Here is a 24,401-nt window from a genome sequence, read left to right on the forward strand (position 1 = left end):
TCAGGCGCCAGTTGCCGAGTCCGAGCGCGCCGGCGGCGCGTCTTGGCCCTCGATCACGGCCTCGAACGTGCGTAGCCGTTTGACGATCGAGAGCAGCTCGATGATCGTCGACCACGAATTGACCAGGTACTGGAACGATTCGCGAACCTGGCCGAACACGTTGAGCACCTGCTGCAGCAGACCCAGGGTCAGCTTGCCGGCGACGATCGACGGCGTCAGCACTACGAACGCGAAGATCGTGTCCGCCTGCAGGTAGAAGATGCGGGCGATGTTGAAGTAGGCGTAGTGCCAGTAGAGGCGGAAATAGTTGTGACGCACGCGGGAAAAGAGCCCGGCCACCGCGGTCGGCTCGGCGCGCGAGGGGTCGTCTTCGCCATAGACCAGCTCCTTGCGGTAGGCCGCCTCCACGCGCTGATTGCGAAACTCGAGCCCCGGCAGCTTGATCCCCACCAGTGCCAGAAACAGCGTGCCGAACACGGACCAGACGATCGCCGCCCATACCAGCGCATCGGAGACATGGCCGACCAGCGGCAGTTCGGTGATGTTCTTCGACATCGCCACCAGCAGCGGTAGAAAGGCGATCAGCGTCAGCACCGCCTTGAGCAGGTTGACGCCCAGACCTTCCAGCGTGGTCGAGAAGCGCATGGTGTCTTCCTGGACACGCTGGGCCGCACCTTCCACGTGCCGGAGCCGCGGCCAGTGCGCCATGTAATAGTCGTTCATCGCTGTACGCCAACGGAAGATATAGTGGCTGACGAAGAACAGGTTGAACACACCCACCGTCACCGCGACGAAGGCGATGCCGGCGAAAGTGAGCATTTCCCGGTAGAGATCCAGGGCGGTCACGCCGCTGCCACCGGCGAGCGCTTGCTGCACCATGTCCCAGAACGGACCGTACCAGGCGTTGACCGCAACGCTGGTCTGCACGGAGAAGTAGGTCAGGAACACGATCAGTGCGGTGCCCAGGATCGACCAGTACTGCCACCGGTGCGGGGCGAAACGAAACCACCCGGCGGCGAACAGCCCAACACAGAGCGCGTAGTAGAGATAGAACCAGAGAAACGGCGCCGACCAGAATCGAGAGACGCCGATCGGCAGGGAGGCCTCATCCGCTGGCGGCAGCCCGATGGCTGCGCCCCAGGTGCTGGCGGCGAACTCCCACAGGACGATGGCGAATAGTGCCCATCCCAGGGCAGTGAAGAAGAACAGCGACGGCTTGGGAAAGAACGATCGGAACACGGTGACGGCCCTGCGGTTGTCGGTGAACGGCGAAGCAGCACCACGACGGCGCTGCTGCGGTCACTCATCGACCTCGAACCGATTGTTACGTTCCCTTACCTGCGTGGCGGCCCCGGCCAGTCGCCTCAGAGGGTGTCTACAAAATGCCTGCGCTCGGCAATACGGTGTTGAAATCGACCTCGTACGCGAGCCCGGTCAAAATACTCATTTACCCCGCGTAAACTGGAACGCCAGCCCGGTCCTTTTTTCGACCGATTTCGCCTTGTCTTGCCTTCGCTCGTCGGATTTGTAAACACCCTCTCAGGAAATGTCGACCTGGTAGCGGAACGTGCTGGCGGCGCCACGCGAACGTCGATACTCCAGTGGCGTGCGATCGTAGCCGAGCGCCAGCCGCTCCACCATGACGACCGGCTGTCCCGTGCCGATGCCCAGGATGTCGGCGATCGTCGCCTGGGCCGTCTCGACGGTCAGCGTTTCCCGCGCCGATCCTATCAACTGGCCGCAATGCGATTCATAGAAGGGGTAGAGCAGGTTGCCAAAGTCCGCGATGTCGATGTGCATCAGGGCATCGAAGCGGGTGGCCGGCAGCCAGATCTCCTCGTGCAGGAGCGTCGCCCCGTCGAGTTGGCGGATTCTCTCCAGCCGAATCGTCTGTTCGGTCTCCATCAGTTCCAGCGCCTCCGCGATATCTCCGGGGGCGGGCTCCAGATGGCGCGAGAGAATACGGCTCCTGGGAATCCGGCGGTCGCCGTGGGCATCCACCTGACGGAAGAAGCGAAACAGCGAGCCCTCGAAATTGGGACGAAGAATGAAAGTGCCACGCCCCTGGCTACGCTTCATCAGGCCATCCTGGACCAGTGTGTCCACGGCTTTTCGCAGCGTGCCGACGGCGACACCATAGTGCCTGGTCAGTTCCGCCTCGGTAGGTATCGCGCCGCCGGGTGTCCACTCTCCCGCAGCGATCTTGGCAAGCATATCGTCACGTAAACGTTGATAGAGCGGTAGGCGTTCGTCCGTCATCGAGTTTGTTCCCTTCATGAGTGTTCCCCTCTCCACCCTGCTTCAAACAAAGGTATCACTTTTGTTGTCGTCTTTAGTCGTAGGCTACATGGATTGCAACGCATTAGGTGTATGCTTACATTTGATCTATTCATCTAGTTGAATAGATGTTGAGAATAGACCGAACCCTCCGTTCGCTGTCACGTGTTCACGCCACTTACCAAGGGCCGTCCATGACGCAACTCGCTACCGTCGCGCTGACCGGTGTCGATACCCATGCGCATATTTTCCAGCACAATCTGAAACTGGCGGGCAACCGTCGCTACAGTCCGGACTACGACGCCACCATCGAGCAGTATCTGGCGCATCTCGATCATTGCGGCCTCTCCCACGGCGTGCTGGTACAGCCCAGCTTTCTGGGTACCGACAACAGTCACATGGTCTCGGCGCTACGCCGGTTCCCACAGCGTCTGCGCGGTACAGCGGTAGTGGAGCGGGACGTGGACGACGAGACGCTCGATGAGCTGGCCGAAGCCGGCGTCGTCGGGATCCGGCTCAACCTGATCGGGCAACCTCTGGAAGATTATCGTAGCGCGGCGTGGCAAACGCTATTCGCCAAAGTGGCACGTCGCGGGTGGTCGGTGGAGATCCAGCGGGGCATGGAAGATCTGGATATGGTTCTGCCGCAGATCCTGAAAGCCGACGTGGCAGTGGTGATCGATCATTTCGGGTTGCCCTCCGGCGAGATCGATCCGGTCAACTCCCACCATCAGGCGCTGTTGTCTCTGCTTTCGAGCGAGGAGATCTGGGTCAAACTGTCGGCGACCTATCGCAGTCGCTCGAATCCAGCACAGGCGTTGCGTTCGATCGATCGACTGCGCAATGCCTATGGCCATAGCGAGCGCTTGCTATGGGGAAGTGACTGGCCGCATACGAGATTCGAAGACCAGACGGATTACGACGACCAGTTCTCGATGATGCAGACGCTGTTGCCGGATGCCGACGAGCGCCGGCAGGTTCTGGTCGACAACCCGGCCAGGCTGTTCAAGATCGGACCTGCGAACTGAAGGCCGGCGGACGATACGACAAGCACGCATGAAGAGTGCATGACAAGTACGAAAGGGGAACAGGATTATGATGAGTCTACTGGTGGTGGGGGCGATCGTCGTCTCCATCATTCTGGGATACCGCACCAGGATCAATATCGGGCTGTTCGCGATCGCCTTCGCCTACCTGCTCGGTTGCTTCGGATTGGGGCTGAGTCCCAAGGAAGTGATCGCCATGTGGCCGCTGAAGATCTTCTTCATCATCTTCTCGGTCTGCCTGTTCTACAGCTTCGCGATCGTCAACGGCACGCTGGAGAAGCTGGCCGAACACCTGATGTATCGTTGTCGGCACTTTCCGCATCTGCTGCCTTTCGCCATCTTTCTGGCGGCGGTGGTGATCTCGGCATTGGGCGCGGGCTACTACACCGTGCTGGCGTTCATGGCGCCGATCACGCTGCTGCTGTGTAGTCGTACCGGGCTGAACCTGATCGTCGGTGCCATGGCGGTCAACTATGGGGCGCTGGCGGGCGCCAACTTCGTTTCCAGCCAGAGCGGCATCATCTTCCGTACCCTGATGACCAGTTCGGGCATCTCCGACAACCAGGCCTTCATCAACAGCTTTGGCATCTTCGCCAGCACCATGATCGTGCCGATCGTCGTTCTATCCGGACTGATCCTGTTCGGCCGCAAGCGCGGCACGGCCATGGCGTCTCTGGAGCATGTCGAGCGTCCCAGCCCGCTCGACCGTGACCAGCGCGCCACCTTGCTCCTGACCCTGGTGATGATGGCTAGCGTGCTGCTGCCGCCCATCGCCAGCCTGATCCTGCCCGACAATGCCGCCGTGACGTTCGTCAATTCCAAGGTGGACATCGGCCTGATCGCCAGCGTGTTCTCGGTCATCGCGCTACTGATGAAACTGGGCGACGAGCGCAAGGCGATTGCCTCGCTGCCGTGGGGCACGATCATCATGATCTGCGGTGTCGGCATGCTGATCTCGGTGGCGATCAAGGCGGGCACCATCGATCTGCTCGGCTCCTGGATCGGTACCAACATTCCGCCAGTGCTGATTCCGGTCGCGTTCGGCGTCGTTGCCGCATTCATGTCGCTGTTCGCGAGTACGCTGGGCGTGGTCACGCCGGCACTATTCCCGCTGGTGCCGTCGCTGGCCGGTACGCTGTCGATCGATCCGATGATCATCTTCATTGCCATCGTGGTCGGCGCGCAGGCCACCTCGATCTCACCGTTCTCTTCCGGGGGCAGCCTGATTCTCGGCTCCTGTCCGACGGACGAAGCGCGCTCGGGACTGTTGCCCAAGCTGCTGTTCCGTGCCGCACCGCTCGGCTTCATCGCCGCGCTGGTGTTCAACCTGCTGCTGACGTTCGTGTTTTAGTTGGGGCGTTGAGTACAGGTTCTAGGGCGGTTGGGATCAAGCCTTACCAACTTGCCAAGTCGTTACTCAAACCAGGGCCTTCCTGGGTCAGCATGCCAAGAAAGTAGGTGGCAAGTTCACTGTCCGCGCTCTTGTCACCGCGAAACAGGACCTGTATCTCGCGTTGCCACAAGGGGAGCGGGAGTTTAACGGCGTGGATGTTGGCTTTCTCCAGCATATGCGCGGCAAAGGCACCCAGCAGGCCGATGCCCAACCCTGCCGTCACCATGGCAACGACAGTCGTTGGCATGAGTGCGACCACGGTATTCTCGGGATCTACGCCCTCGCGATCCAGACGATCTCTGTAGTCGCTCCAGTGGCGATGCGGGTCGCCGGTCACGATGATCGATTCATTTACGAGAGAGCCCAAGAGAGGTCGGTTGCTTCTTAGTATGCAGTGACCGGATGGTGCAATGAGCACGATCCGCTCTCGACACAAAATCTGTGATGCCAACTCGTGATGATGGCGCGGTGCATCAGCGGGTCTGATGGCGATATCGACATCGCCTGCATTTACGGCTTTTTCCAGGTAGTTGGCTTCACCCTCGATCAGTTCAAGCTTGACCCGTGGAAATCTGAGCTGAAAGCGCTGCATCAGTGGAGCAATCAGGACTGCACTGGCGCCGGGATAACTCCCGATCTTGATGTGGCCCTCGAGCTCATTGGATAGGGCGGCGACTTCTTCAATGCCGGCGCCGAACTCGTGGCACATGCGTTGCGCCCGAAACAAAAAACGGGTTCCTGCACTGGTCAATTCAACCTTTTGGGTGCCTCTCTTGAGTAGCCGTGCCCCCAGTGCGTCTTCCAACGCCGCAATATGGCCACTCACACGTGGCTGAGCGCGATTAACCGCGCGTGCGGCCGCAGTGAAGCTGCCATGTTCGGCAACGGCAATAAACGTGAGAATCCACTGCAGCTTGTAGCGATCAATATTCGTGTGCACCGTGTACTCCGTCGCTATGCTTTCGCCGGTCCGCTTTTTTGGAACGACCCATTTTCAGCACGATTGAGAGGGAAATGGAAAAGCCACTATTCATTTTTCGGATAATACTCAAACGGAAAAGGAATTGGACCAAGACTCCGTATTTATTCGAAGCTCGCTGGGCTAATCAATTATAAAATAGAGGTACAACATGGAGACACACGCCCAGCCGGTCGAGGATGTTGGCTTTTGCGACATGACGCCAAATCGAAGGCGGATTGTCCTCAGCGCCATTGGGGGGTATTTCATCGATGGTTATGATTTGCTCATCCTTGCCGGTGCCTTGCTGGCTATCGTGCCCGAACTAGGTCTAAGCCCGGGCAGTGTAGGCCTGCTAACCGCTTCAGCTTTCATCGGCATGGCTGTCGGCTCGCCAATCGCCGGTCCCCTGACTGACCGCTTCGGCCGTCGCATCGTCTTCATGGTCGCGATGGTCATTTTCCTGATCAGTTCGATCGCCTTCCTGTTCGCCGAAACGACTTGGCAGCTAATTGCCATACGCTTTGCCATTGGTGTGGCTATCGGCGCGGACATGCCGTGTATCGCAGCGTTAATTACTGAATTTGTTCCAGGTAAGAAACGCGGGACATTCCTGGCCCTTGGTGGTGTGGCTTGGATGATCGGTTCGCTGGTTGCCATTCTGGTGACCCTGGGGATCTTCACAATTTTGGGAGAGGAGGCTTGGCGTTGGGTGATGGCAACAGGTGCCGTGCCGGCTGTCATCCTGCTTGTCATGCGATACAACGCGCCAGAATCTCCTTACTGGCTCTACTCTCGTGGTCGTAAACGTGAGGCTATTGAGGCCTGGAAGAAAGCCACCGGCGAAGATGCGGAGGCCGAGACTTTTGACGATAGCAATGATCAGGAGAGCGAGAACCCAAACGCGAGCACCAAGGGCAGTTCTCTGAGAAAGATAGGCCTCCTGGCAGGACTTAAGGAAAAGCCACTGCTGATGATGCTCATCTGTATGTGTGTTTATTGGGGCTGCAACAACCTCTATGGCTCGGCCGTTCTGCTCTATCAGCCCACACTGATCCAGCGTATTACCGAACCCTCTGGCTACACATCCTTGCTCTTTTCCGCCGGCACCATCCTATTTTCCGTATTGCTCGGCAGTTTTGTTGCACTATGGCTTATGGATCGCGTCGGGCGTCGGCTCATTGCGATTGGCGGGACCCTACTGATGTCGGCGGCATCGGTTGCGCTCTGGCTGCAAATTGATTCGGTCGTCGTGGTCTTCATTGCGTTTGCGATCATTATCGGGGTCATCAATGGCGGGACATCGCTGGCCTTTTACTCCTGGGCTCCGGAGTTGTTTCCCACTCATGTACGCGGACGCGCCGTTGGTATCGTCAACATGGTCGGAAAAGGCGGCAGTGTCGTGGGTACGCTGCTGCTGCCGACGGTCCTGGATTCAATAGGCAGTAGCTCCTTTCTGCTGATCGCTCTGGTTGGCGTGCTCAACGTCTGTGTCGTGTACTGGTTGGCCCCCGAGACCCGAGGCAAGTCACTCAAACAGATACAGCAGGAAATTGGCGCGCGCTTTGGTAGCAAGGCTCGGGACGACTGACGGACCAGGGGCCGATAGCACATGAGCTTGCAGCACTTGATGAGTGAGTAACGGAGATATCATGAACGTCGTATTGGTACTGATCGACAGCCTGAACCGTCGGCATCTGACGGCTTACAATGACGACAGTCAGGTGGATACGCCCAACCTGACACGCTTTGCGAAACGCGCTTGCCGATTCGATAACCATTTCGTTGGCAGCCTGCCCTGTATGCCGGCCCGGCGCGAGATATATACCGGTCGCAAGGAGATGCTCTGGCGACCCTGGGGGCCGATCGAACCCTATGATGACCGCCTACCAAAGTTGCTTGAAACAGCTGGCTACACTACGGCCATCGTGACGGACCACTACCACTACTGGGAGAACGAAGCTCACGGCTATGTACAGTCTTTCCAGAGCGCTGAACTGGTGCGGGGACATGAACATGACTTCTGGAAATCACCGATACAGGCCGAGGCGCCGGTACCGGATTGGGTCGACAATATCGAACGTTGGCGACCTGGCTCGGGGCGTCGCTATTACTCGAACGTTTGCGATTTCGGCGACGAGTCGGATTATTTTCCAGCCCGGGTGTTCTCCAGTGCAGCCCGGTGGTTAAACACCCATGCGCAGCAGTCGAGACCGTTCTTTCTACAGATCGAGTCGTTCGACGTTCACGAACCTTTCGATGTACCTGAGCCCTATGCTTCGATGTACGGGCAGGGATCGGAGCGCCAACGCTTTACACTTTGGCCGCCGTATCAGGATGCGGTAGATCTCGATGCCTTTCTGCAGGAGGCATCCGAGGAGGAACTCGATTTCATTCGCGCGCAGTATGCCGGCAAGTTAACCATGGTCGATCGCTGGTTCGGCGAGGTACTGGATGCGCTGGACGAGCAGGCCTTGTGGGATAAGACGATGGTGATCGTCACTACCGATCATGGCCACGATCTGGCCGAGCGGGGCAAATTTGGCAAGCAGTATCCGCATTACGACTCTCATGCCAATATTCCGCTACTGGTATGGCATCCCGGCACACTGAACCAGTCGCCGGTCACTGCACTCACTCAAACCGTGGATTATTTTTCCACGATTCTCAATGCCGCTGGGCTGGATTCTTCCATCGCACCACACGGACGAAGCTTTTTGCCGTTGTTGACGGAGTCCTCCAGCGCGCATCGCGAGGCGATTTTATACGGCACTTTCGGTCAGGGAGTGTGCTGTACCGATGGAGAATGGACGATCTTCAAATCGCCGGAGACTGATGGCTCGTTGAACTACTACTCCCCGATGATCTACAAGGCTATCAGCGATACCTTGGTCGACACCGTTGTGCCGCCTGCAAGGCACGGGCATTTCATCCCTGGCGTCGACATGGCCCAGTGGCAGGTACCGGTCGAAATCAATGCGCGCAGCCTGCATGCCCATGCCCGCACCAATGCGCTTTATCACCGCACCGACGATCCTGATCAGCAATACAACCTTTGGGACCGCGAGCCCTCGCAGCGTGAGCGTATGCTAAAGATCCTGTCGCGGCTGATGAACGATGAAGGGGCGCCCGACGAGCAGTTCGATCGTTTGGGTGTGCCCCATTAGGTTTCGTCTGGAAGCGACGTCGCCCGGCAACGTGAACGGAATCAGGCATGGTAGGACAAACCTGATTCTCACTGGCTTCGACTCGGGCGACGGCAATGATTGTCGCTCGAGTTGTTTTGGGTTTGACCGCGGCCAGAAATTGACAATTTATCGATAATTTTTAGGTATTGGTGAAATACTATCTATTGATGACGACTGATTTGTGGCCATACTCGGCGGCTCGCTGACCAATACGATCATCCTGCTGATCGTTAGCCAGTGGGTGCAGTACGCAAGGCTCGTGCGCGGCTCGGTACTTTACTGCTCGAGAGCTCGCTGACGTTTCTGGGATTGGGCGTCGACCCGACGATTCTCTCATGGAGAGGCATGCTGGCTGAAGGTCGCACCTATTTGCAGACCGTCTGGTGGATTTTCGTGTTCTCGGGGTTGGCCATCCTCTGCACCGTGCTCGGCCTTAACCTGCTAGGTGACTGGCTACGCGATCTACTCGACCCGACCGGAAGGACAAACCGTTGATCCTGTTCGAGAAACGTTACCCCGCGACGCTCGATCTGCTCGTCGCCGAGTCCACGGCACGAAGGCTGGAAACCTGGACGTTCGACGACCGGGAAACGCGGCGGGCGGTCGAGGACGCACTGGCGAGCCGCGGCATCCGCGCACGCTGTCGCTCGGCCTACAAGCCGCTGGTCTGCGCCTTCCGAGAGGAGATCGCGACCGAGGGGCTGACGTGCGTCGAGGTCACCTACCCCCGGCATCCTGCCGCCCCGTCATCGCGCTTCCTGCTGGAGAGCTATCCGCTGTCGGCGCTCTATCCCGGCGTCGGTTTTCAGTTTACGGCGGACGAGGTGTGTGACGAGCTGCCGGTCTACCGCCTGTGGTTGCGTTACGCCGATGGGCGAGACGAGCATCTGGAAGTACTTGCGCCCAACCGCTGGCATCTCGACTTCGCGGATGAACAGGCGCTGTCCCCCTGCGGCTGGCAGATCGTCGACGGTGCAGGCGGATCCCTGACGACGGCCTATGAGCAGCTCTTCGCCGAGGCGATGACGGCCATCCGCGAGGCCGAATGGGACACGCCAAATGGGGGCGGGGAGCCCTATTTCGAGGAGCTCAACATCGGCGCCAGGCTGCCGATCGCCGATGAGCCTCTCGGCTATGCCGACGAGGTGCTGTCGCTGCGGGAAGCCCTGCACGAGGAGTTCTACTTCTCGCTGTTGGAGGTGTTCCAGCGTCGCTCGGGGAGGCTGTTGGGCGATCGCCATCTGCAACCGGGGCAAATCGTACCGGAGATCCGGCTCGGCAACGGCTACGAGGTAAAGGTGGAGACGCGTGCTTACGACCGCGGGTCGATGCCGTCCCGTCGTGAGCCGCTCGACGCCGTGACCCGGCCGTTATCGTCCACGCAGATCGCCGACGAACTGATGACGCTCGGCGGTACCCCGTTTTATGCGACCTCGGTCGCAGGGCGACGAGTCGAGGGTCGCTACGTGGCCGGGCGCGATCGTGGCGTGATCATCTCCGCCGGCCAGCACGCCAACGAGACCAGTTCACCCGCGGGGACGCTGCTGGCGGCACAGGCGCTGGTGAGGCGTGGCGGGGCCCACTTCACGCTCTGTCCGCTCGAGAACCCGGACGGCTATGCGTTGCACCGGCGCCTGATGGCGGACAACCCACGGCACATGCATCACGCCGCCCGCTACACCGCGCTGGGCGACGATCTGGAATATCGTGAAGCGGAGCGATACGAAACGGCCATTCGTCTCGAGGCGGAGCGGCTCAGCGGGGCGAGACTGCATCTCAACCTGCATGGCTATCCGGCCCATGAGTGGACGCGGCCGCTGTCGGGCTATGTTCCGCGCGGCTTCGAGATGTGGACACTACCGAAAGGGTTCTTCCTGATCCTGCGTCATGCCGCCGGCTGGGCCGACGCCTCGCGCTGGCTGATCGAGGCGGTCACGCTGGCGCTCGACGAGGTACCGGGACTGCGCGCCTTCAACGATCGCCAGATCGCCCTGTTCGAGACCCATGCCGGCGATACCGGATTCGAGACGGTCAACGGTTTCCCGTGTCTGGTCACGGAGGACGACCGCCACCGGGTACCGATGACGCTGATCACCGAGTATCCGGACGAGACGGTCTACGGCGCTGACTTCCAGGCCGCCGTGGCGGCCCAGCGGGCGACGGTGCTGGCGGCTTATCGAGCGTACCAGCGAATGCCCGAGCGCCTGCTCGCCGGCATGCCACACTAACCCGCGGACGCCAATGCCGGTGGCAAGCGGGCGAGGTCGCCACCGACCGCCTCGAAGGCGCGCGCCAGTTGCAGCACGCCCCAGTCATCCCGGGGCCTGCCGATCAGTTGAAAGCCCATCGGCAGGCCGCCGTCGTTGATGCCGGCCGGCAGGCTGATGGCCGGGGCGCCGAGCATCGAGGCGGGGATCACCACCTCCATCCAGCGATGGTAGCTGTCCAGCGTGCGACCGGCGATCTCGCGGGGCCAGTGGGTCTCCACGTCGAACGGGAACACCTGGGCGCTGGGCATTGCCAGGTAGTCGAACCGCTCGAACAGCGCGCTCCAGGCTCGATAGGCGTCGCCACGCTGCACGTTGGCGGCGTGAATGTCCTGAGCCGAGAGTCGCAGGCCATGTTCGACCTCCCACTGCGCTTCCGGCTTCAAGCGGTCGCGGGTCGCGGGGTCGGCGTAGTACGCGCCCAGTTTGCCGGCGACGGACCCGTGCCGCAGCGTCGTCCAACTTTGCCACAGCACGTCCGGGTCGAACGGCATGTCGCCGACTTCGACCTGGGCGCCGAGTCCGACGAATCGATCCAACGCCGCTTCACACAACGCGAGGACGCCGGACTCCATCGCCAGATGCCCGCCCCAGTCACCCAGCCAGCCGATCCTGAGGCCTTGAGCGTCGCGCTCGAGCGAGGTCCCGATATCGCGGGTGCCGCTCCGCAGCGGCTCACCCAGCGACAGTGGGACACGCGGGTCGAAGCCGGACTGGATCTCCAGCAGTCGCGCCACGTCCTCGACGGTTCGGCCCATCGGGCCGTTGGTGGCGAGCTGCTGGCCGAACGGGTCGGCGGCCAACTCCGGGACCCGCCCGAAGGAAGGCCGAAAGCCGATCACGTGATTGAAGGCGGCAGGATTGCGCAACGAGCCCATCATGTCGCTGCCGTCGGCCACCGGCAGCATTCGCACGGCCAGGGCTGCCGCCGCGCCACCGCTGGAACCGCCTGCGGTGCGGGTGTGATCGAAGGCATTGCGGGTGGCGCCGAAGACCGGATTGTAGGATTGCGAGCCGAGGCCAAATTCAGGCGTGTTGGTCTTGCCGACGATGATGGCGCCGGCGGCTCGCATGCGTTCTACCATCAGACTGTCCTGGGTGGCCATCTGACCGGCAAGCAGCGGCGAACCCTGCGTCGTTGGCAGGCCCGCCGCATCCGACAGATCCTTGATCGCCTGCGGGAAGCCGTGCATCCAGCCCCGCGAGCGACCGGCCGAGAGTTCCCTGTCGGCGGCGTCGGCCTCGGCGAGCAGTGCTGCCCGCTCGCGCCGCGAGACGATGGCGTTGACCAGCGGATTGGCAGCGTCGATATGGTCGAGGTAGGCGCTCATCACCTCCCGGCAGGAGACGGCGCGATCGTGAAGCTGCCGCGACAGCGTGGTGGCATCCCAGGTCACGATCTCGGTCAGGGCGAGCGCCGGCGCGGCGCGATTCGAATCGGAAAGCGGTGTCATGAGGGGAGAGCTTGTTGTTGGAGGTGGCTCCAGCATAGCGCAATGGGGCGCGGAATCACCGCCGATGCCACGCCGGGACCCGGCGACGGATCGTGCCGCCGGAGCCACCATTTCCGCAGATCGTGTTCAGCCGCGAGAGAACCATTCGCTGTAGGCGCTGAGCGCCGGCGCGCCGCCCAGATGCGCATAAAGCACTTTCGAACCCGCCGGGAATTCGCCCAGACGAACCTTCTCGATCATGCCGTGCATCGACTTGCCTTCGTAGACCGGGTCGGTCAGTACGCCCTCGAGCCGCCCGCAGAGCCGGATCGCTTCCAGCGTGCCGTCGTTGGGCAGGCCGTATTCCGGATAGCCGAACCGCGTATCGAGCACCACGTCGTCGGCGGCGATCGGCTGGCCGAGCTCCACCAGGTCGGCGGTGTGCTGGGCGATGCGCAGAATCTGGGCATGGGTCTGCTCCGGCTTGGCGGAGGCATCGATACCGATCACCTGGCGGGCACGCCCGTCGGCGGCGAAACCGACGACCATGCCGGCCTGGGTGCTGCCGGTGACCGAGCAGACCACGATGTAGTCGAAGGTGAAGCCCAGTTCGCGCTCCTGCTGGCGCACTTCCTCGGCGAAGCCGACGAAGCCGAGACCGCCGTAGGGATGCTCCGAACAGCCGGCGGGAATCGGGAACGGCTTGCCACCCTTGGCCCGAACGCTCTCCAGGGCGCGTTCCCAGCTCTCGCGGATGCCGATATCGAAGCCGGCCGGATCGAGGCGCACGTCGGCGCCCATGATCCGCGACAGTTCGATGTTGCCGACCTTGTCGTAACTGGCATCGTGATAGTTGACCCAGTTCTCCTGGACCAGAACGCAGTCGAGTCCCAGGTGGGCGGCCGCGGCGGCGACCTGGCGCGTCTGGTTGGATTGGATGCCGCCGATCGAGACCAGGGTGTCGTAGCCGCCCTCCAGCACTTCCGGGATCAGGTACTCCAGCTTGCGGGTCTTGTTGCCGCCGAAGGCGAGTCCGCTGTTGCAGTCCTCGCGCTTGGCGTAGAGCTCGACCTCGCCGCCGAGATGCTCGCTCAGGCGCTTGAGCGGGGTGATGGGAGAGGGGCCGAATGTCAGCGGATAGCGAGTGAACTTGTCGAGTTTCATGGGAGCTCCGGCTGTTGTTCTGGAGTCGTGATGGAGTTGTGTCGTCGTGATGGCAATGACTCGATCTATCCTAGAGCGAAATGGCGTGCGACGTGTTGCAAATTGGAGCGGTTGATTGGCTTAAAAATCGTCGATACCGCAAAAAATTCGGTTTATATTTCGAGTAACCGAGAATACGTGAAATTAAATTAACAAAAGGGTGAGCCAGGCCATGCCCCAGATCAGCAGCGACGCGGGCGCGTCACTGGACCGGATCGATCGCCAGATCCTCGATCAGCTGCAGCGCGACGCCTCGATCTCCAACGTCGCGCTGGCGGAGCGCGTCAACCTCAGCCCGCCCGCCTGTCTGCGGCGGGTCGAGAGGCTCAAGCAGCAGGGGATCATCAAGGGGACGGTAGCGTTGCTCGATGCCGACAAGCTCAACGTCGGCATGGTGGTGTTGATCGGCGTCGTACTGGATCGCTCGACACCCCAGTCGTTTGCCGATTTCGAAGCGGCCGCGCAGCACATCTCGGGCTGTATGGAGTGCCACGTGGTGACCGGGGAGTTCGACTATTTCCTGCTGATTCGCACACGTGACAACCAGAGCTTCAACCGACTGCATGCCGAGCAGCTCATCTACCTGCCTGGCGTGCGTCAGATCCGCTCGTTCATGGGCCTGCGGGAGGTGCTGTCGACGACGCAGTTGCCGTTCGCGAAATGAAGGCGATGCGGTGACGTTCATCTAAGGTCTAACGGCATCATAGTATGATGTATGACAACATCGGTATTCCAATTTCGCGGCTCGTGTTCCTTCGATCGAGGCACAGCGGCTGGGCGACTCAGTGACCGATTTACGTTAACCCACGATGAGGGGAGTCAAGGTGAATTTTTCCAAAGAAGCGGTTGTTGCCTCTATCAAGGATGGCCTGTTGTCCTTCCCGGTGACCGATTTCGATGCCAATGGCAAGTTCGATACCGACGGCTATCGTCGCCGTCTGCTGTGGCTGAAGGAGTACGAGGTCTCCGCCCTTTTCGTGGCCGGCGGTACCGGCGAGTTCTTCAACATGACGATCGAGGAGTATCGTGAAATCGTTGCGGTCGCGGTGGAGACCCTCGGCGGGCATGTGCCGATCATCGCCAGCGCCGGACAGAGTGCCGAACTCGCCAAAGCCTATTGCAAAGCCGCCCAGGAAGCGGGTGCCGACGGCATCCTGCTGATGCCACCGTATCTCACCGAGTGCCCGCAGTCCGGCATCGTCGAGTACGCCGCCAGCGTCTGTGAGTCGACCGACCTCAGCGTGATCTACTACAACCGCGCCAACGGCTACCTCAATGTCGATGGCGTCCAGGCGCTGGCCGACCGCTGCCCGAACCTGGTCGGCCTGAAGGATGGCAAGGGCGACATGCAGGCGCTCAACATCATCATCAAGACGCTGGGCGATCGCCTCGCCTATGTCGGTGGCGTGCCGACGGCCGAGATCATCGCCGAAGCCTATCTCGCCATCGGCGTCAGCACCTATTCGTCGGCGGTGTTCAACTTCGTGCCGGAGATGGCGGTGAAGTTCTATCGTGAGCTGCGCCAGGGCAACCGCGATTTCGTGCGCCAGGCGACACGCGAGTTCTTCATCCCCTTTGTCACCCTGCGCGATACCCAGAAAGGCTATGCCGTCAGCCTGATCAAAGCGGGCGCCGACCTGGTCGGCTACCCGGGCGGGAACGTGCGCGCGCCGCTGACCATGCCCAGCGAGCAGGAGCGGGCCACGCTCAAGCAGTTGATCGAGAAAGCGCGCGCGCTCTGAGCGACGCACTCTTGCGTACCTTTCATCAAGCCGGAAGCGGCCCTCGGGCTGGCCCGGCGACGGGCGGGGCGGTGACGCCAGCCCGGTTCCCCAGCGTTCATCGCCTCGACGGAGACTCCCTATGCCGAGTCACGGCACGCCAACCATCACGGACATGAAAGTGATTCCGGTCGCCGGCCGGGACAGCATGCTGCTCAATATCGGTGGCGCCCACTCTCCCTGGTTCACCCGCAACTTGGTCATCCTCAAGGACAGTGCCGGGCATGTCGGCGTCGGCGAGGCGCCGGGCGGCGACACCATCCAGCAATCCCTCGAGCAGGCGCGACCGCTGGTCGTGGGGCAGCCCATCGGCAAGCTGCGATCGATGGTGGCATCGCTGCACTCCGCCGGTCGCGGTGCCGATTTCGAGGATTTCGGCAAGGGCTCCTGGACCTTCGAACTGCGCGTCAACGCGGTGGCGGCGCTGGAGGCGGCGCTGCTCGACCTGTTTGGCAAGTTCCTCGACGTACCGGTGGCCGAGCTGCTGGGTGACGGCAGGCAGCGCGACAGCGTCGAGGTGCTGGGCTATCTGTTCTTCGTCGGCGATGGCCAGAAGACGCCGCTCGGTTATCGCGAGCGTACCGAGGGTGGGGGCAACGGCGATCTCAGCCACGAGTGGTATCGCCAGCGCGACATGGCGTCGATGACGCCAGAGCGCATCGTCGAGCTCGCTCGCGCCGCGCAGGACCGCTACGGCTTTCGGGATTTCAAGCTCAAGGGCGGCGCGCTGCCGGGGGAGCAGGAGATCGAGGCCGTCACCGCGTTGCACGATGCCTTCCCCGAGGCGCGCACGACCATCGATCCCAACGGCGCCTGGTCGCTCGACGAGGCGATCCGGCTGTGCCGGAACCTGCATGGGGTCATCGCCTATGCCGAGGATCCCTGCGGGGCGGAACAGGGGTTCTCGGGGCGCGAGGTCCTGGCCGAATTCCGCCATGCCACCGGGCTGCCGGTGGCGACCAACATGGTTGCCACCAACTGGCGCGAGATGGCCCATGCGCTGATGCTGCGCTCGGTGGACATTCCGCTGGCCGATCCGCACTTCTGGACGCTCTCCGGCGCGGTGCGCGTCTCCCAGCTGTGCCAGGACCACGGCATGACCTGGGGCTCGCACTCCAACAACCACTTCGATATCTCGCTGGCGATGTTCGCCCAGGTCGGGGCGGCGGCCGTCGGCCGCACCACGGCGCTGGACACGCACTGGATCTGGCAGGAGGGCGACGCCCGCCTGACCCGCAATCCGCCGCAGATCGTCGACGGCAGGGTCGCGGTCACGGACGCCCCGGGGCTCGGCGTCGAGATAGACATGCCCCAGGTCGAGCAGGCCAATGCGCTCTATCGTAGCCTGCCGGCCGGTGGGCGCAACGATGCCATGGCGATGCAGTATCTGATCGAGGGCTGGCAGTTCGATCCCAAGCGGCCGGCGCTGGTTCGCTGAGGCGGCCGGGCTGGACCTCACTTCACGCGCGCAAGACGAGTAAGACGAAAGACAAGACATTCAGCACGCGCGAAAGACAAGACATCCAGAGAAGAACCGAAGGAGCCGATAATGAAAAAGCTACTGAGCACGCTGACGTTGGCTGCCGCGATGGTGGTCGGCGGGCCGGTGCTTGCCGACGACTACCCCACCAAGAGCATCGACATGATCGTGCCGTTCTCCGCGGGTGGCGGTAACGACACCTTCGTGCGCGCGCTGCAGCCGCTGCTGGAGAAGCAGCTCGGCGAGGATCTGGTCATCCGCAACATTCCCGGCGGCGGCGGTGCCGTGGGGATGTCGCGTGCGGTGGCCTCGAAGGCCGACGGCTACACCCTGCTGGCCGCCAGCAACGCCATGCTGACGCTGGAGGCGATGGGCAACGTTCCCTTCAAGCACACCGATTTCGACTTCATCGCCAAGGTGATCGAGGAGCCCTACGTGATCGCGGTCGGCGGTGACAGCCAGTACGCCAATCTCGAGGACCTGGTGAACGCGGCCACCTCCGGCACCACCATCAAGGTGGGGGTCTCCGGCGTCGGTTCCTCCGCGCACATCGCCGCCGTGGCCATGGCCAACCGGACCGGTGCCGAGTTCAACATCATTCCCTATCCCGGCGGTTCCGAGGCGATCTCCGCCGCCATGGGCGGCCATGTGGATGCCGTCGTGCTGGGCGGCGCCGAACTGCGCTCGGCACTGCAATCCGGCCGCCTGAAGGCGCTGGCGATGAGTTACGCCGAACGTAGCGATTCGCTGCCGGACGTACCCACCTTCCAGGAACAGGGTTACGACCTGACGCTGACGGTATGGCGCGGCATCGCAGCGCCCAAGGGGCTGCCTGCCGACGTCGAGAAGCGGTGGGTCGAGGCGATCAAGCAGATCGTGGCCGACGGCTCCTATGAAGAGACCGCCAAGAACCTCGGGACGCAGGTCTCCCCGCTCTACGGTGATGAGCTTGACGCGTTCATCGACCAGTCCGCAGACGTGATGCGCGAAGCGGCCGGCGATCTGGCGAAGTAGCGTGCGGGCCGGGCATCGCGGCGCACTCGCCCGCGCTGTCCGGCCAGCCGACAAGGTCGCACGGCGACCGTCCCTCTTCCTGGCCGAGGCGCTGGAGTCTGAACCCATGGAACGTGATATCGGTAAGCCGGTTTTCGATCTTCTGCTGTTGATCGCGTCGGCGGCGGCTTTCGCCGGTGCGATGGCGTTGCCTGACATCGAGATCGTCGGCGATCTCTCGCCGGCGTTCTTTCCCAAACTGATCTCGGCGATGATCTTTCTGTTCGCCATTCCCTGTCTGGTCAAGGACGTGCGCGAGTGGCGAGCCGCCGCGCCGTCCGACGGGTCCCAGCCCGCCAACCGGCGAGGGGTCATGCAGTGGCTGTGGATCGTGGGCCTCACCGTCGTCTACATCCTGCTGTTCGAGCCGCTGGGGTACATACCCAGCACGACGGTGTTCGCCTTCTGCTGTGTCATCGGGTTGCTGTTCGCCAGCGGTGCCTGGCGTGAACTGAACGCCTCGCAGCGAGTGAAATCGCTGGTAGGTGCGGTGATCTTCGCGATCGTACTCGCGGTGGCGATCTATTACGTCTTCACCAATCTCTTCGAGATTCCGCTGCCGGACTGAGTGGCAGCGTCGGCATGTGATTTAGGAGCAAGACATGATTTCCGGATATCTCGACGGTTTGGGCATGGTGTTGCAGCTCGGCACGCTGCTGGCAATCGCCGGCGGCACCCTGCTCGGTATCATCATGGGCGCGTTGCCCGGGCTGACCTCGGCGATGGCCATCGCGCTGCTGCTGCCGGTGACCTTCGGCATGCCGCCGGTCATGGGCATCGGCATGTTGCTGGGCGCGCTGTGCGGAGCCGGTGCCAGCGGTTCGATCCCGGCCATCCTTCTCAACATACCCGGCACGCCCTCGTCGGTAGCGACCACGTTCGACGGCTTCCCAATGGCACAGAAGGGAGAGGCCGGTCGCGCGCTGGGGTTGGCGATCGTTGCCTCGTTCTTCGGCGGTGTCGCCAGCATGGTGATCCTCAGCCTGCTGGCACCGCCGATTGCCGAGTTCGCGCTGCGTTTCGGCGCGGCGGAGTATTTTTCACTGAGCATCTTCGGGCTGGTGATCATCGCCTCGGTTGCCGGCAAGTCGCTGTTGAAGGGGCTGATCGCCGGGCTGATCGGCTTTTTCGCCTCGACCATCGGCACCGACCCCATCACCGGCGTGGGCCGCTTCACTTTCGACCAGCTGTCGCTGTTGACCGGCATCAACCTGCTGCCGGCACTGATCGGGCTGTTTGCCGTCTCCCAGGTGCTCAAGGATGCCTTCGAGTACGATCCGCACCAGCGTCTCGAGGAGAGCACGCACCGTATCGATATCGCGCGCCCCCGCTTTCTGGAAACGCTGCGCCACTGGAAAGCGGTCGTGGCCGGTATCCTGTCCGGGTCCATCGTCGGGCCGATTCCCGGCGCCGGTGGCAGCATCGCTTCCCTGGTCGCCTATGATCAGACGAGGCGTTTCTCGAAATCTCCCGAAAAGTTCGGTACCGGGCACGCCCCGGGGATCGTGTCGGTGGAGAGTGCCAACAATGCGCTGCTGGGTGGTGCACTGATACCGACGCTGGCGCTGGGCATTCCCGGCGAGGCGGCAACGGCCGTGCTGCTGGGCGGTTTGATGATTCAGGGCATCACGCCTGGCCCGCTGCTGTTCGATGACCAGAGCGGCACGGTCTACGGCATCTTCCTGGCCTATCTGGTCGCCAACGTCTTCATGCTGCTGATCATGTGCCTAGGCATCAAGCTGTTCATTCGGGTGCTGATGGTGCCGCGCAAGCAGCTGCTGTCGGCGATCCTGGTGTTCTGCTTCATCGGCGTCTACGGCGTCGATGGCGATGTGTTCAATCTCTATCTGATGCTGGGCTTCGGGGTGCTGGGCTATTTCCTCAACCGCTATGATTTTGGCACGGCACCGGTCATCCTGGGGCTGATTCTGGGGCCGATCGCGGAGTCCAATCTGCGTCGCGGGTTGCAGGCGTTCCAGGGCGACTGGACACCGTTCTTCACCCGGCCGATCAGTCTGACGTTTCTGGTGATCGCGGTGGGGCTGCTGGCACTGACGCTCTGGCAGAACTATCGTGGCAATCGCCGAACCGAATCGAATGCGTCCTCATGACGGTAGTCCACTCCGATGAATGACCACGGCGCGAGTCGGACATTCCGGCGATCCGCAAGCTTGGCGATGCCCAGGCGTCCACAGTGTTCCGGCGGACAGGCGCATGTCATGCCACGGGAACCAGGCTTTCTCGGCGACAGGCATGCCGAGCGGTGTGTCGTGGCGACGAAGGCAGGTTGAATCCGACCCGGTCGGAAGATGAATGAGTATCCACCATCACTGCAGGAGGCAAGATGAATCTGACAGGTGAAATGCTGATCGGCCAGCAGGCCGTCAAAGGTAGCCGTGATCCGATCCAGGCGATCAATCCGGCCACCAATGAGCGCCTCGAACCGAGCTATCCCGGTGGCACTCAGACCGAAGTCGATCGTGCCTGCGAACTGGCCTGGAGCGCCTTCGACAGCTACCGCGAAACCTCGCTCGAGGATCGCGCCAAGTTTCTGGAGACGATCGCCGACGAGATCGAAGCGATCGGTGACGATCTGATCGAGCGCGCCGTGGCCGAATCCGGCCTGCCCCAGGCACGCATCCAGGGCGAGCGCGGCCGGACCTGCGGCCAGCTGCGCCTGTTCGCCAAGACCGTGCGGGCCGGCGAGTGGCTCGACGTGCGCGTCGACCCGGCGCTGCCGGACCGTCAGCCGATGCCGCGGGTCGATCTGCGTCAGCGTCACATCGCGCTGGGCCCGGTGGTGGTGTTCGGTGCCAGCAACTTCCCGCTGGCGTTCTCCGTGGCCGGCGGCGATACCGCTTCCGCCCTGGCCGCCGGCTGCCCCGTGATCGTCAAGGCCCATGGCGCCCACCCCGGCACCAGCGAGCTGGTGGGTCGTGCCATTCAGGCGGCAGTCAAGCAGTGCGGCCTGCCGGAAGGCGTGTTCTCGCTGATGTACGGCTCCGGCCGTGAAGTCGGCACCGCGCTGGTCACCGATCCGCGGGTCAAGGCGGCGGGCTTCACCGGCTCGCGCAGCGGCGGCCTGGCGCTGTGGCAGGCGGCCCAGTCGCGTCCTGAGCCGATCCCGTTCTATGCCGAGATGAGCTCGATCAACCCGGTCTTCCCGCTGCCGGCGGCGCTGAAGGCGCGCGGCAAGGAGATGGGCAAGGCGTTCGTCGGCTCGCTCAACATGGGCGCCGGCCAGTTCTGCACCAACCCTGGGCTGGTGATCGCGCTCAAGGGGCCGGAGCTGGATGCCTTCGTCGCGGCGGCCAGCGCAGCGGTCCAGGGCAGTGCCGCCCAGACCATGCTCACGCCGGGCATCTTCGAGGCCTACGAGAATGGCGTCGGCGCCCTGGCGGGTAGCGGCAAGGCGAAGGAAGTGGCGCGCGGCCAGAAGGGCGAAGGCCCCAACCAGTGTCAGACCGGCCTGTTCGTGACCTCGGCGCAGGATTTCCTCTCCGACGAGGCACTTCAGGGCGAAGTCTTCGGCGCCACGTCGCTGGTGGTCGAGTGTGCCGATGCCGCCGAACTCGAGCGGGTCGCCGAACATCTGGAAGGGCAGCTCACCGCGACCCTGCAGATGGACGACGCCGACTTGGAGGCCGCCCGCGCGCTGCTGCCGATCCTCGAGCGCAAGGCGGGTCGGGTGATGGTCAACGGCTGGCCGACCGGGGTGGAAGTGTGCGATGCCATGGTTCACGGCGGGCCGTTCCCGGCGACGTCGGATTCGCGCACCACCTCCGTGGGCACGGCGGCGATCTTCCGCTTCCTGCGTCCGGTCTGCTATCAGGATCTGCCGGATGCGCTGCTGCCGGCAGCGGTCAAGCACGCCAATCCGCTGAAGCTGCGACGCCTGGTCGACGGCAAGCGCGAGGCGTAACTCGCCGCTGGCCGGGTCGCCGGTCGGCGACTCGGTAGTGACAATCCCAAGACCCCCGCTTCCGAGCGGGGGTCTTGGCGTTTCGGACAGCCTCTCCCCGTGCCGGGGAGCATGGGACCAAGGTCGCCCACCGGTAGCTCTATCCCGCTCGAACGCCTAGAATGAGCGCCGAGTCAAAAGACCCCATATGAATTCGACAAGTAAAGGAAAGCCCGTGAATCCGGTTCAGACCACGTTCCAGTACGGTTCGAGTACCGTCACCCTAGAAACCGGGCGCGTTGCGCGCCAAGCCACCGGCGCTGTGCTGGTCACCATGGACGACACCGTGGTGCTGTGTACCGTGGTCGGACGCAAGGACCTCAAGCCCGGCCAGGACTTCTTCCCGCTCTCCGTGCACTACCAGGAGAAGACCTACTCCGTGGGCAAGATCCCGGGTGGCTTCTTTAAGCGCGAAGGCCGTCCGACCGAGAAGGAGACGCTGACGTCGCGTCTGATCGATCGTCCGATCCGTCCGCTGTTCCCGAAAGGTTTCATGAACGAAGTGCAGGTCATCTGCACCGTGCTCTCCGCCGATCGCAACCAGGATCCCGATATCGCCGCGATGATCGGTACGTCCGCCGCGCTGGCGATCTCCGGCCTGCCGTTCAGCGGCCCCATCGGGGCGGCGCGTGTCGGCTTCACCGAATCGCGTGGCTACTTCCTCAACCCCACGGTGGAAGAGCTGGCCACCTCCGAGCTCAACATGGTGGTGGCGGGTACCGACAAGGCCGTGCTGATGGTCGAGTCCGAAGCCCAGGAGCTGACCGAGGACGAAATGCTGGGCGGCGTGCTCTACGCCCACCAGGAGATGCAGGTCGCGGTCGACGCGATCAAGTCGCTGGTCGGCGAAGCCGGCAAGCCGAAGTGGGACTGGCAGCCGGCCGCCGCCAACGTGGCGCTCAAGGAAGCCGTCGCCGGCAGCTTCGAATCCGCCGTGGGTGAAGCCTATCGCATCACCGACAAGATGGCGCGCCAGGATGCGCTGGCCGAGATTCGCGCCAAGGCGATCGAGCAGTTGGCTGGTGGCGACGCCCCGCAGTTCAGCGCCGATGAAGTCGGCGGTGCCCTGGCCAGTCTCGAGAAGCACACCGTGCGGCGTCGCGTCATCGCCGGCGAGCCGCGTATCGATGGCCGCGATCACAAGACCGTGCGTCCGCTGGACATCAAGGTCGGCGTGCTGCCGCGTACCCACGGTTCGGCGCTGTTCACCCGTGGTGAAACCCAGGCCGTGGTCATCGCCACCTTGGGCACGCTGCGCGACGCCCAGTTGATCGAATCGCTGGAGGGCGAGCGCAAGGATCGCTTCCTGCTGCACTACAACTTCCCGCCCTACAGCGTCGGCGAGGCCGGTTTCATGGGCGGCCCCAAGCGTCGCGAGATCGGTCATGGCCGCCTGGCGCGCCGTGGTATCCAGGCGATGCTGCCGAGCGAAGACGATTTCCCCTACACCATCCGCGTGGTGTCCGAGATCACCGAGTCCAACGGTTCCAGCTCGATGGCGTCGGTCTGTGGCTCCTCGCTGGCGCTGATGGATGCCGGGGTACCGATCAAGGCGCCGGTGGCGGGTATCGCCATGGGCCTGGTCAAGGACGACGACGGCTTCGCCGTGCTGACCGATATCCTGGGCGACGAGGATCACCTCGGCGACATGGACTTCAAGGTGGCCGGTTCCGCCAACGGCGTGACCGCACTGCAGATGGACATCAAGATCGAGGGCATCAACGAGGAGATCATGGAGACGGCGCTGCAGCAGGCGCACCAGGCTCGTATCGAGATCCTCGACAAGATGAACGCCGTGATCGCCGAGAGCCGCAACGAGGTTTCCGATCATGCGCCGGCGATGCAGACGATCAAGATCTCGCCGGACAAGATCCGCGACGTCATCGGCAAGGGTGGTGCCACGATTCGCGGCATCTGCGAAGAGACCGGCGCGTCGATCGACATCGACGATGACGGCACCGTCCGCATCTACGCCGAGGATCGCTCCGCGGCCAAGCGCGCCATCGACACCGTGCTCGGCATCACCGCCGAAGCCGAGATCGGCAAGCTCTATCGCGGCAAGGTGGTGCGCCTGGCCGACTTCGGCGCCTTCGTCAACTTCATGCCGGGCACCGACGGCCTGGTGCACATCTCCCAGATCGTGCCGGAGCGCGTCAACGACGTGAAGGAGTACCTGAGCGAAGGCCAGGAAGTGACGGTCAAGGTGCTCGACATCGACAACCGCAATCGCGTGAAGCTATCGATCAAGGAGATCACCCCGGAAGAGAAGGCTGCCTTCGAGGCGACCCTCGTCACCGAAGCGTGATTCACCGGCGGTAACCGCCAACGCCCGGTCTGCGCCATGCAGGCCGGGCGTTTTTC

Annotated in this window: 18 protein-coding genes and 1 pseudogene; 14 read left to right on the plus strand and 5 right to left on the minus strand. The window is 62.6% G+C overall.

Annotated features, from left to right (window positions below):
* Positions 1 to 1,239: a peptide antibiotic transporter SbmA gene (gene sbmA, locus F0A16_RS18515; RefSeq protein ID WP_149437000.1), complete on the minus strand. Its 1,239-nt coding sequence runs from the start codon at positions 1,237 to 1,239 to the stop codon at positions 1 to 3.
* Between the two features lie 300 nt (positions 1,240 to 1,539).
* Positions 1,540 to 2,259, minus strand: a complete 720-nt coding sequence (locus tag F0A16_RS18520; protein WP_149437002.1) for a GntR family transcriptional regulator — start codon at positions 2,257 to 2,259, stop codon at positions 1,540 to 1,542.
* Positions 2,260 to 2,471: 212 nt separating this feature from the next.
* Here F0A16_RS18520 and F0A16_RS18525 point away from each other — a divergent pair, with 212 nt between their 5' ends.
* A complete protein-coding gene (locus F0A16_RS18525) occupies positions 2,472 to 3,305 on the plus strand; it encodes an amidohydrolase family protein (RefSeq protein WP_149437004.1) in 834 nt (277 codons plus the stop codon).
* Between the two features lie 67 nt (positions 3,306 to 3,372).
* Positions 3,373 to 4,674: an SLC13 family permease gene (locus F0A16_RS18530; RefSeq protein ID WP_149437006.1), complete on the plus strand. Its 1,302-nt coding sequence runs from the start codon at positions 3,373 to 3,375 to the stop codon at positions 4,672 to 4,674.
* A 43-nt stretch (positions 4,675 to 4,717) separates the two neighbouring features.
* On the opposite strand, the gene F0A16_RS18535 is transcribed toward F0A16_RS18530, so the two are convergent.
* Complete coding sequence (locus tag F0A16_RS18535; RefSeq protein WP_149437008.1) at positions 4,718 to 5,656, minus strand: LysR family transcriptional regulator; 939 nt, start codon at positions 5,654 to 5,656, stop codon at positions 4,718 to 4,720.
* Positions 5,657 to 5,846: 190 nt separating this feature from the next.
* On the opposite strand from F0A16_RS18535, the gene F0A16_RS18540 reads away from it, so the two are divergent.
* The 4 genes and pseudogenes from F0A16_RS18540 (at position 5,847) to F0A16_RS18555 (ending at position 11,090) form a co-directional block, all read left to right on the plus strand.
* A complete protein-coding gene (locus F0A16_RS18540) occupies positions 5,847 to 7,265 on the plus strand; it encodes an MFS transporter (protein WP_149437009.1) in 1,419 nt (472 codons plus the stop codon).
* Between the two features lie 61 nt (positions 7,266 to 7,326).
* Entirely contained in the window at positions 7,327 to 8,841 is a 1,515-nt protein-coding gene (locus F0A16_RS18545) for a sulfatase (protein ID WP_149437011.1), read from the plus strand.
* Positions 8,842 to 9,040: 199 nt separating this feature from the next.
* A pseudogene (locus F0A16_RS18550) lies at positions 9,041 to 9,357 on the plus strand (ABC transporter permease); the annotation flags it as partial.
* Entirely contained in the window at positions 9,354 to 11,090 is a 1,737-nt protein-coding gene (locus F0A16_RS18555) for a M14 family metallopeptidase (RefSeq protein ID WP_149437013.1), read from the plus strand. The pseudogene F0A16_RS18550 and the gene F0A16_RS18555, both read left to right, overlap by 4 nt.
* On the opposite strand, the gene F0A16_RS18560 is transcribed toward F0A16_RS18555, so the two are convergent.
* On the minus strand, positions 11,087 to 12,583 hold the full coding sequence (locus tag F0A16_RS18560) for an amidase (protein ID WP_149437015.1): 1,497 nt from the start codon (positions 12,581 to 12,583) through the stop codon (positions 11,087 to 11,089). The genes F0A16_RS18555 and F0A16_RS18560 overlap by 4 nt on opposite strands.
* Positions 12,584 to 12,709: 126 nt before the next feature.
* Positions 12,710 to 13,726 (minus strand): 1-aminocyclopropane-1-carboxylate deaminase, encoded by a 1,017-nt coding sequence (locus F0A16_RS18565; protein WP_149437017.1) that lies wholly within the window; start codon positions 13,724 to 13,726, stop codon positions 12,710 to 12,712.
* A gap of 211 nt (positions 13,727 to 13,937) precedes the next feature.
* Here F0A16_RS18565 and F0A16_RS18570 point away from each other — a divergent pair, with 211 nt between their 5' ends.
* The 8 genes from F0A16_RS18570 (at position 13,938) to pnp (ending at position 24,345) form a co-directional block, all read left to right on the plus strand.
* Entirely contained in the window at positions 13,938 to 14,429 is a 492-nt protein-coding gene (locus tag F0A16_RS18570) for an Lrp/AsnC family transcriptional regulator (protein ID WP_149437019.1), read from the plus strand.
* Between the two features lie 160 nt (positions 14,430 to 14,589).
* The gene (gene kdgD, locus F0A16_RS18575; RefSeq protein ID WP_149437021.1) at positions 14,590 to 15,507 is read left to right on the plus strand and encodes a 5-dehydro-4-deoxyglucarate dehydratase; all 918 of its coding nucleotides are present in this window, start codon (positions 14,590 to 14,592) and stop codon (positions 15,505 to 15,507) included.
* A 121-nt stretch (positions 15,508 to 15,628) separates the two neighbouring features.
* Entirely contained in the window at positions 15,629 to 16,984 is a 1,356-nt protein-coding gene (locus tag F0A16_RS18580; RefSeq protein ID WP_149437023.1) for an enolase C-terminal domain-like protein, read from the plus strand.
* Between the two features lie 111 nt (positions 16,985 to 17,095).
* Positions 17,096 to 18,040 carry a Bug family tripartite tricarboxylate transporter substrate binding protein gene (locus F0A16_RS18585; protein ID WP_149437025.1) on the plus strand — a complete coding sequence of 315 codons (945 nt, stop codon included), beginning with the start codon at positions 17,096 to 17,098 and terminating at the stop codon, positions 18,038 to 18,040.
* 106 nt (positions 18,041 to 18,146) lie between these two features.
* The gene (locus F0A16_RS18590) at positions 18,147 to 18,647 is read left to right on the plus strand and encodes a tripartite tricarboxylate transporter TctB family protein (protein ID WP_149437027.1); all 501 of its coding nucleotides are present in this window, start codon (positions 18,147 to 18,149) and stop codon (positions 18,645 to 18,647) included.
* 34 nt (positions 18,648 to 18,681) lie between these two features.
* The gene (locus F0A16_RS18595) at positions 18,682 to 20,190 is read left to right on the plus strand and encodes a tripartite tricarboxylate transporter permease (RefSeq protein WP_149437029.1); all 1,509 of its coding nucleotides are present in this window, start codon (positions 18,682 to 18,684) and stop codon (positions 20,188 to 20,190) included.
* A 233-nt stretch (positions 20,191 to 20,423) separates the two neighbouring features.
* Positions 20,424 to 22,001, plus strand: a complete 1,578-nt coding sequence (locus tag F0A16_RS18600) for an aldehyde dehydrogenase (NADP(+)) (protein ID WP_149437030.1) — start codon at positions 20,424 to 20,426, stop codon at positions 21,999 to 22,001.
* Positions 22,002 to 22,215: 214 nt separating this feature from the next.
* Complete coding sequence (gene pnp / locus F0A16_RS18605) at positions 22,216 to 24,345, plus strand: polyribonucleotide nucleotidyltransferase (protein ID WP_149437032.1); 2,130 nt, start codon at positions 22,216 to 22,218, stop codon at positions 24,343 to 24,345.
* The last annotated feature ends 56 nt before the right edge of the window (positions 24,346 to 24,401 follow it).

It is taken from the genome of Salinicola corii, from assembly GCF_008298015.1.
In the GTDB taxonomy this organism is placed as follows: Bacteria; Pseudomonadota; Gammaproteobacteria; order Pseudomonadales; family Halomonadaceae; genus Salinicola; species Salinicola corii.

Excerpts from the sequence above, each read along its gene's own strand:
- F0A16_RS18560 (WP_149437015.1), bottom strand. The coding sequence starts at position 12,583 with ATGACACCGCTTTCCGATTCGAATCGCGCCGCGCCGGCGCTCGCCCTG.
- F0A16_RS18580 (WP_149437023.1), top strand. The coding sequence starts at position 15,629 with ATGCCGAGTCACGGCACGCCAACCATCACGGACATGAAAGTGATTCCG.
- F0A16_RS18540 (WP_149437009.1), top strand. The coding sequence starts at position 5,847 with ATGGAGACACACGCCCAGCCGGTCGAGGATGTTGGCTTTTGCGACATG.
- F0A16_RS18585 (WP_149437025.1), top strand. The coding sequence starts at position 17,096 with ATGAAAAAGCTACTGAGCACGCTGACGTTGGCTGCCGCGATGGTGGTC.
- F0A16_RS18565 (WP_149437017.1), bottom strand. The coding sequence starts at position 13,726 with ATGAAACTCGACAAGTTCACTCGCTATCCGCTGACATTCGGCCCCTCT.
- F0A16_RS18525 (WP_149437004.1), top strand. The coding sequence starts at position 2,472 with ATGACGCAACTCGCTACCGTCGCGCTGACCGGTGTCGATACCCATGCG.
- F0A16_RS18590 (WP_149437027.1), top strand. The coding sequence starts at position 18,147 with ATGGAACGTGATATCGGTAAGCCGGTTTTCGATCTTCTGCTGTTGATC.
- F0A16_RS18570 (WP_149437019.1), top strand. The coding sequence starts at position 13,938 with ATGCCCCAGATCAGCAGCGACGCGGGCGCGTCACTGGACCGGATCGAT.
- F0A16_RS18520 (WP_149437002.1), bottom strand. The coding sequence starts at position 2,259 with ATGACGGACGAACGCCTACCGCTCTATCAACGTTTACGTGACGATATG.
- F0A16_RS18595 (WP_149437029.1), top strand. The coding sequence starts at position 18,682 with ATGATTTCCGGATATCTCGACGGTTTGGGCATGGTGTTGCAGCTCGGC.
- F0A16_RS18530 (WP_149437006.1), top strand. The coding sequence starts at position 3,373 with ATGATGAGTCTACTGGTGGTGGGGGCGATCGTCGTCTCCATCATTCTG.
- F0A16_RS18600 (WP_149437030.1), top strand. The coding sequence starts at position 20,424 with ATGAATCTGACAGGTGAAATGCTGATCGGCCAGCAGGCCGTCAAAGGT.
- F0A16_RS18545 (WP_149437011.1), top strand. The coding sequence starts at position 7,327 with ATGAACGTCGTATTGGTACTGATCGACAGCCTGAACCGTCGGCATCTG.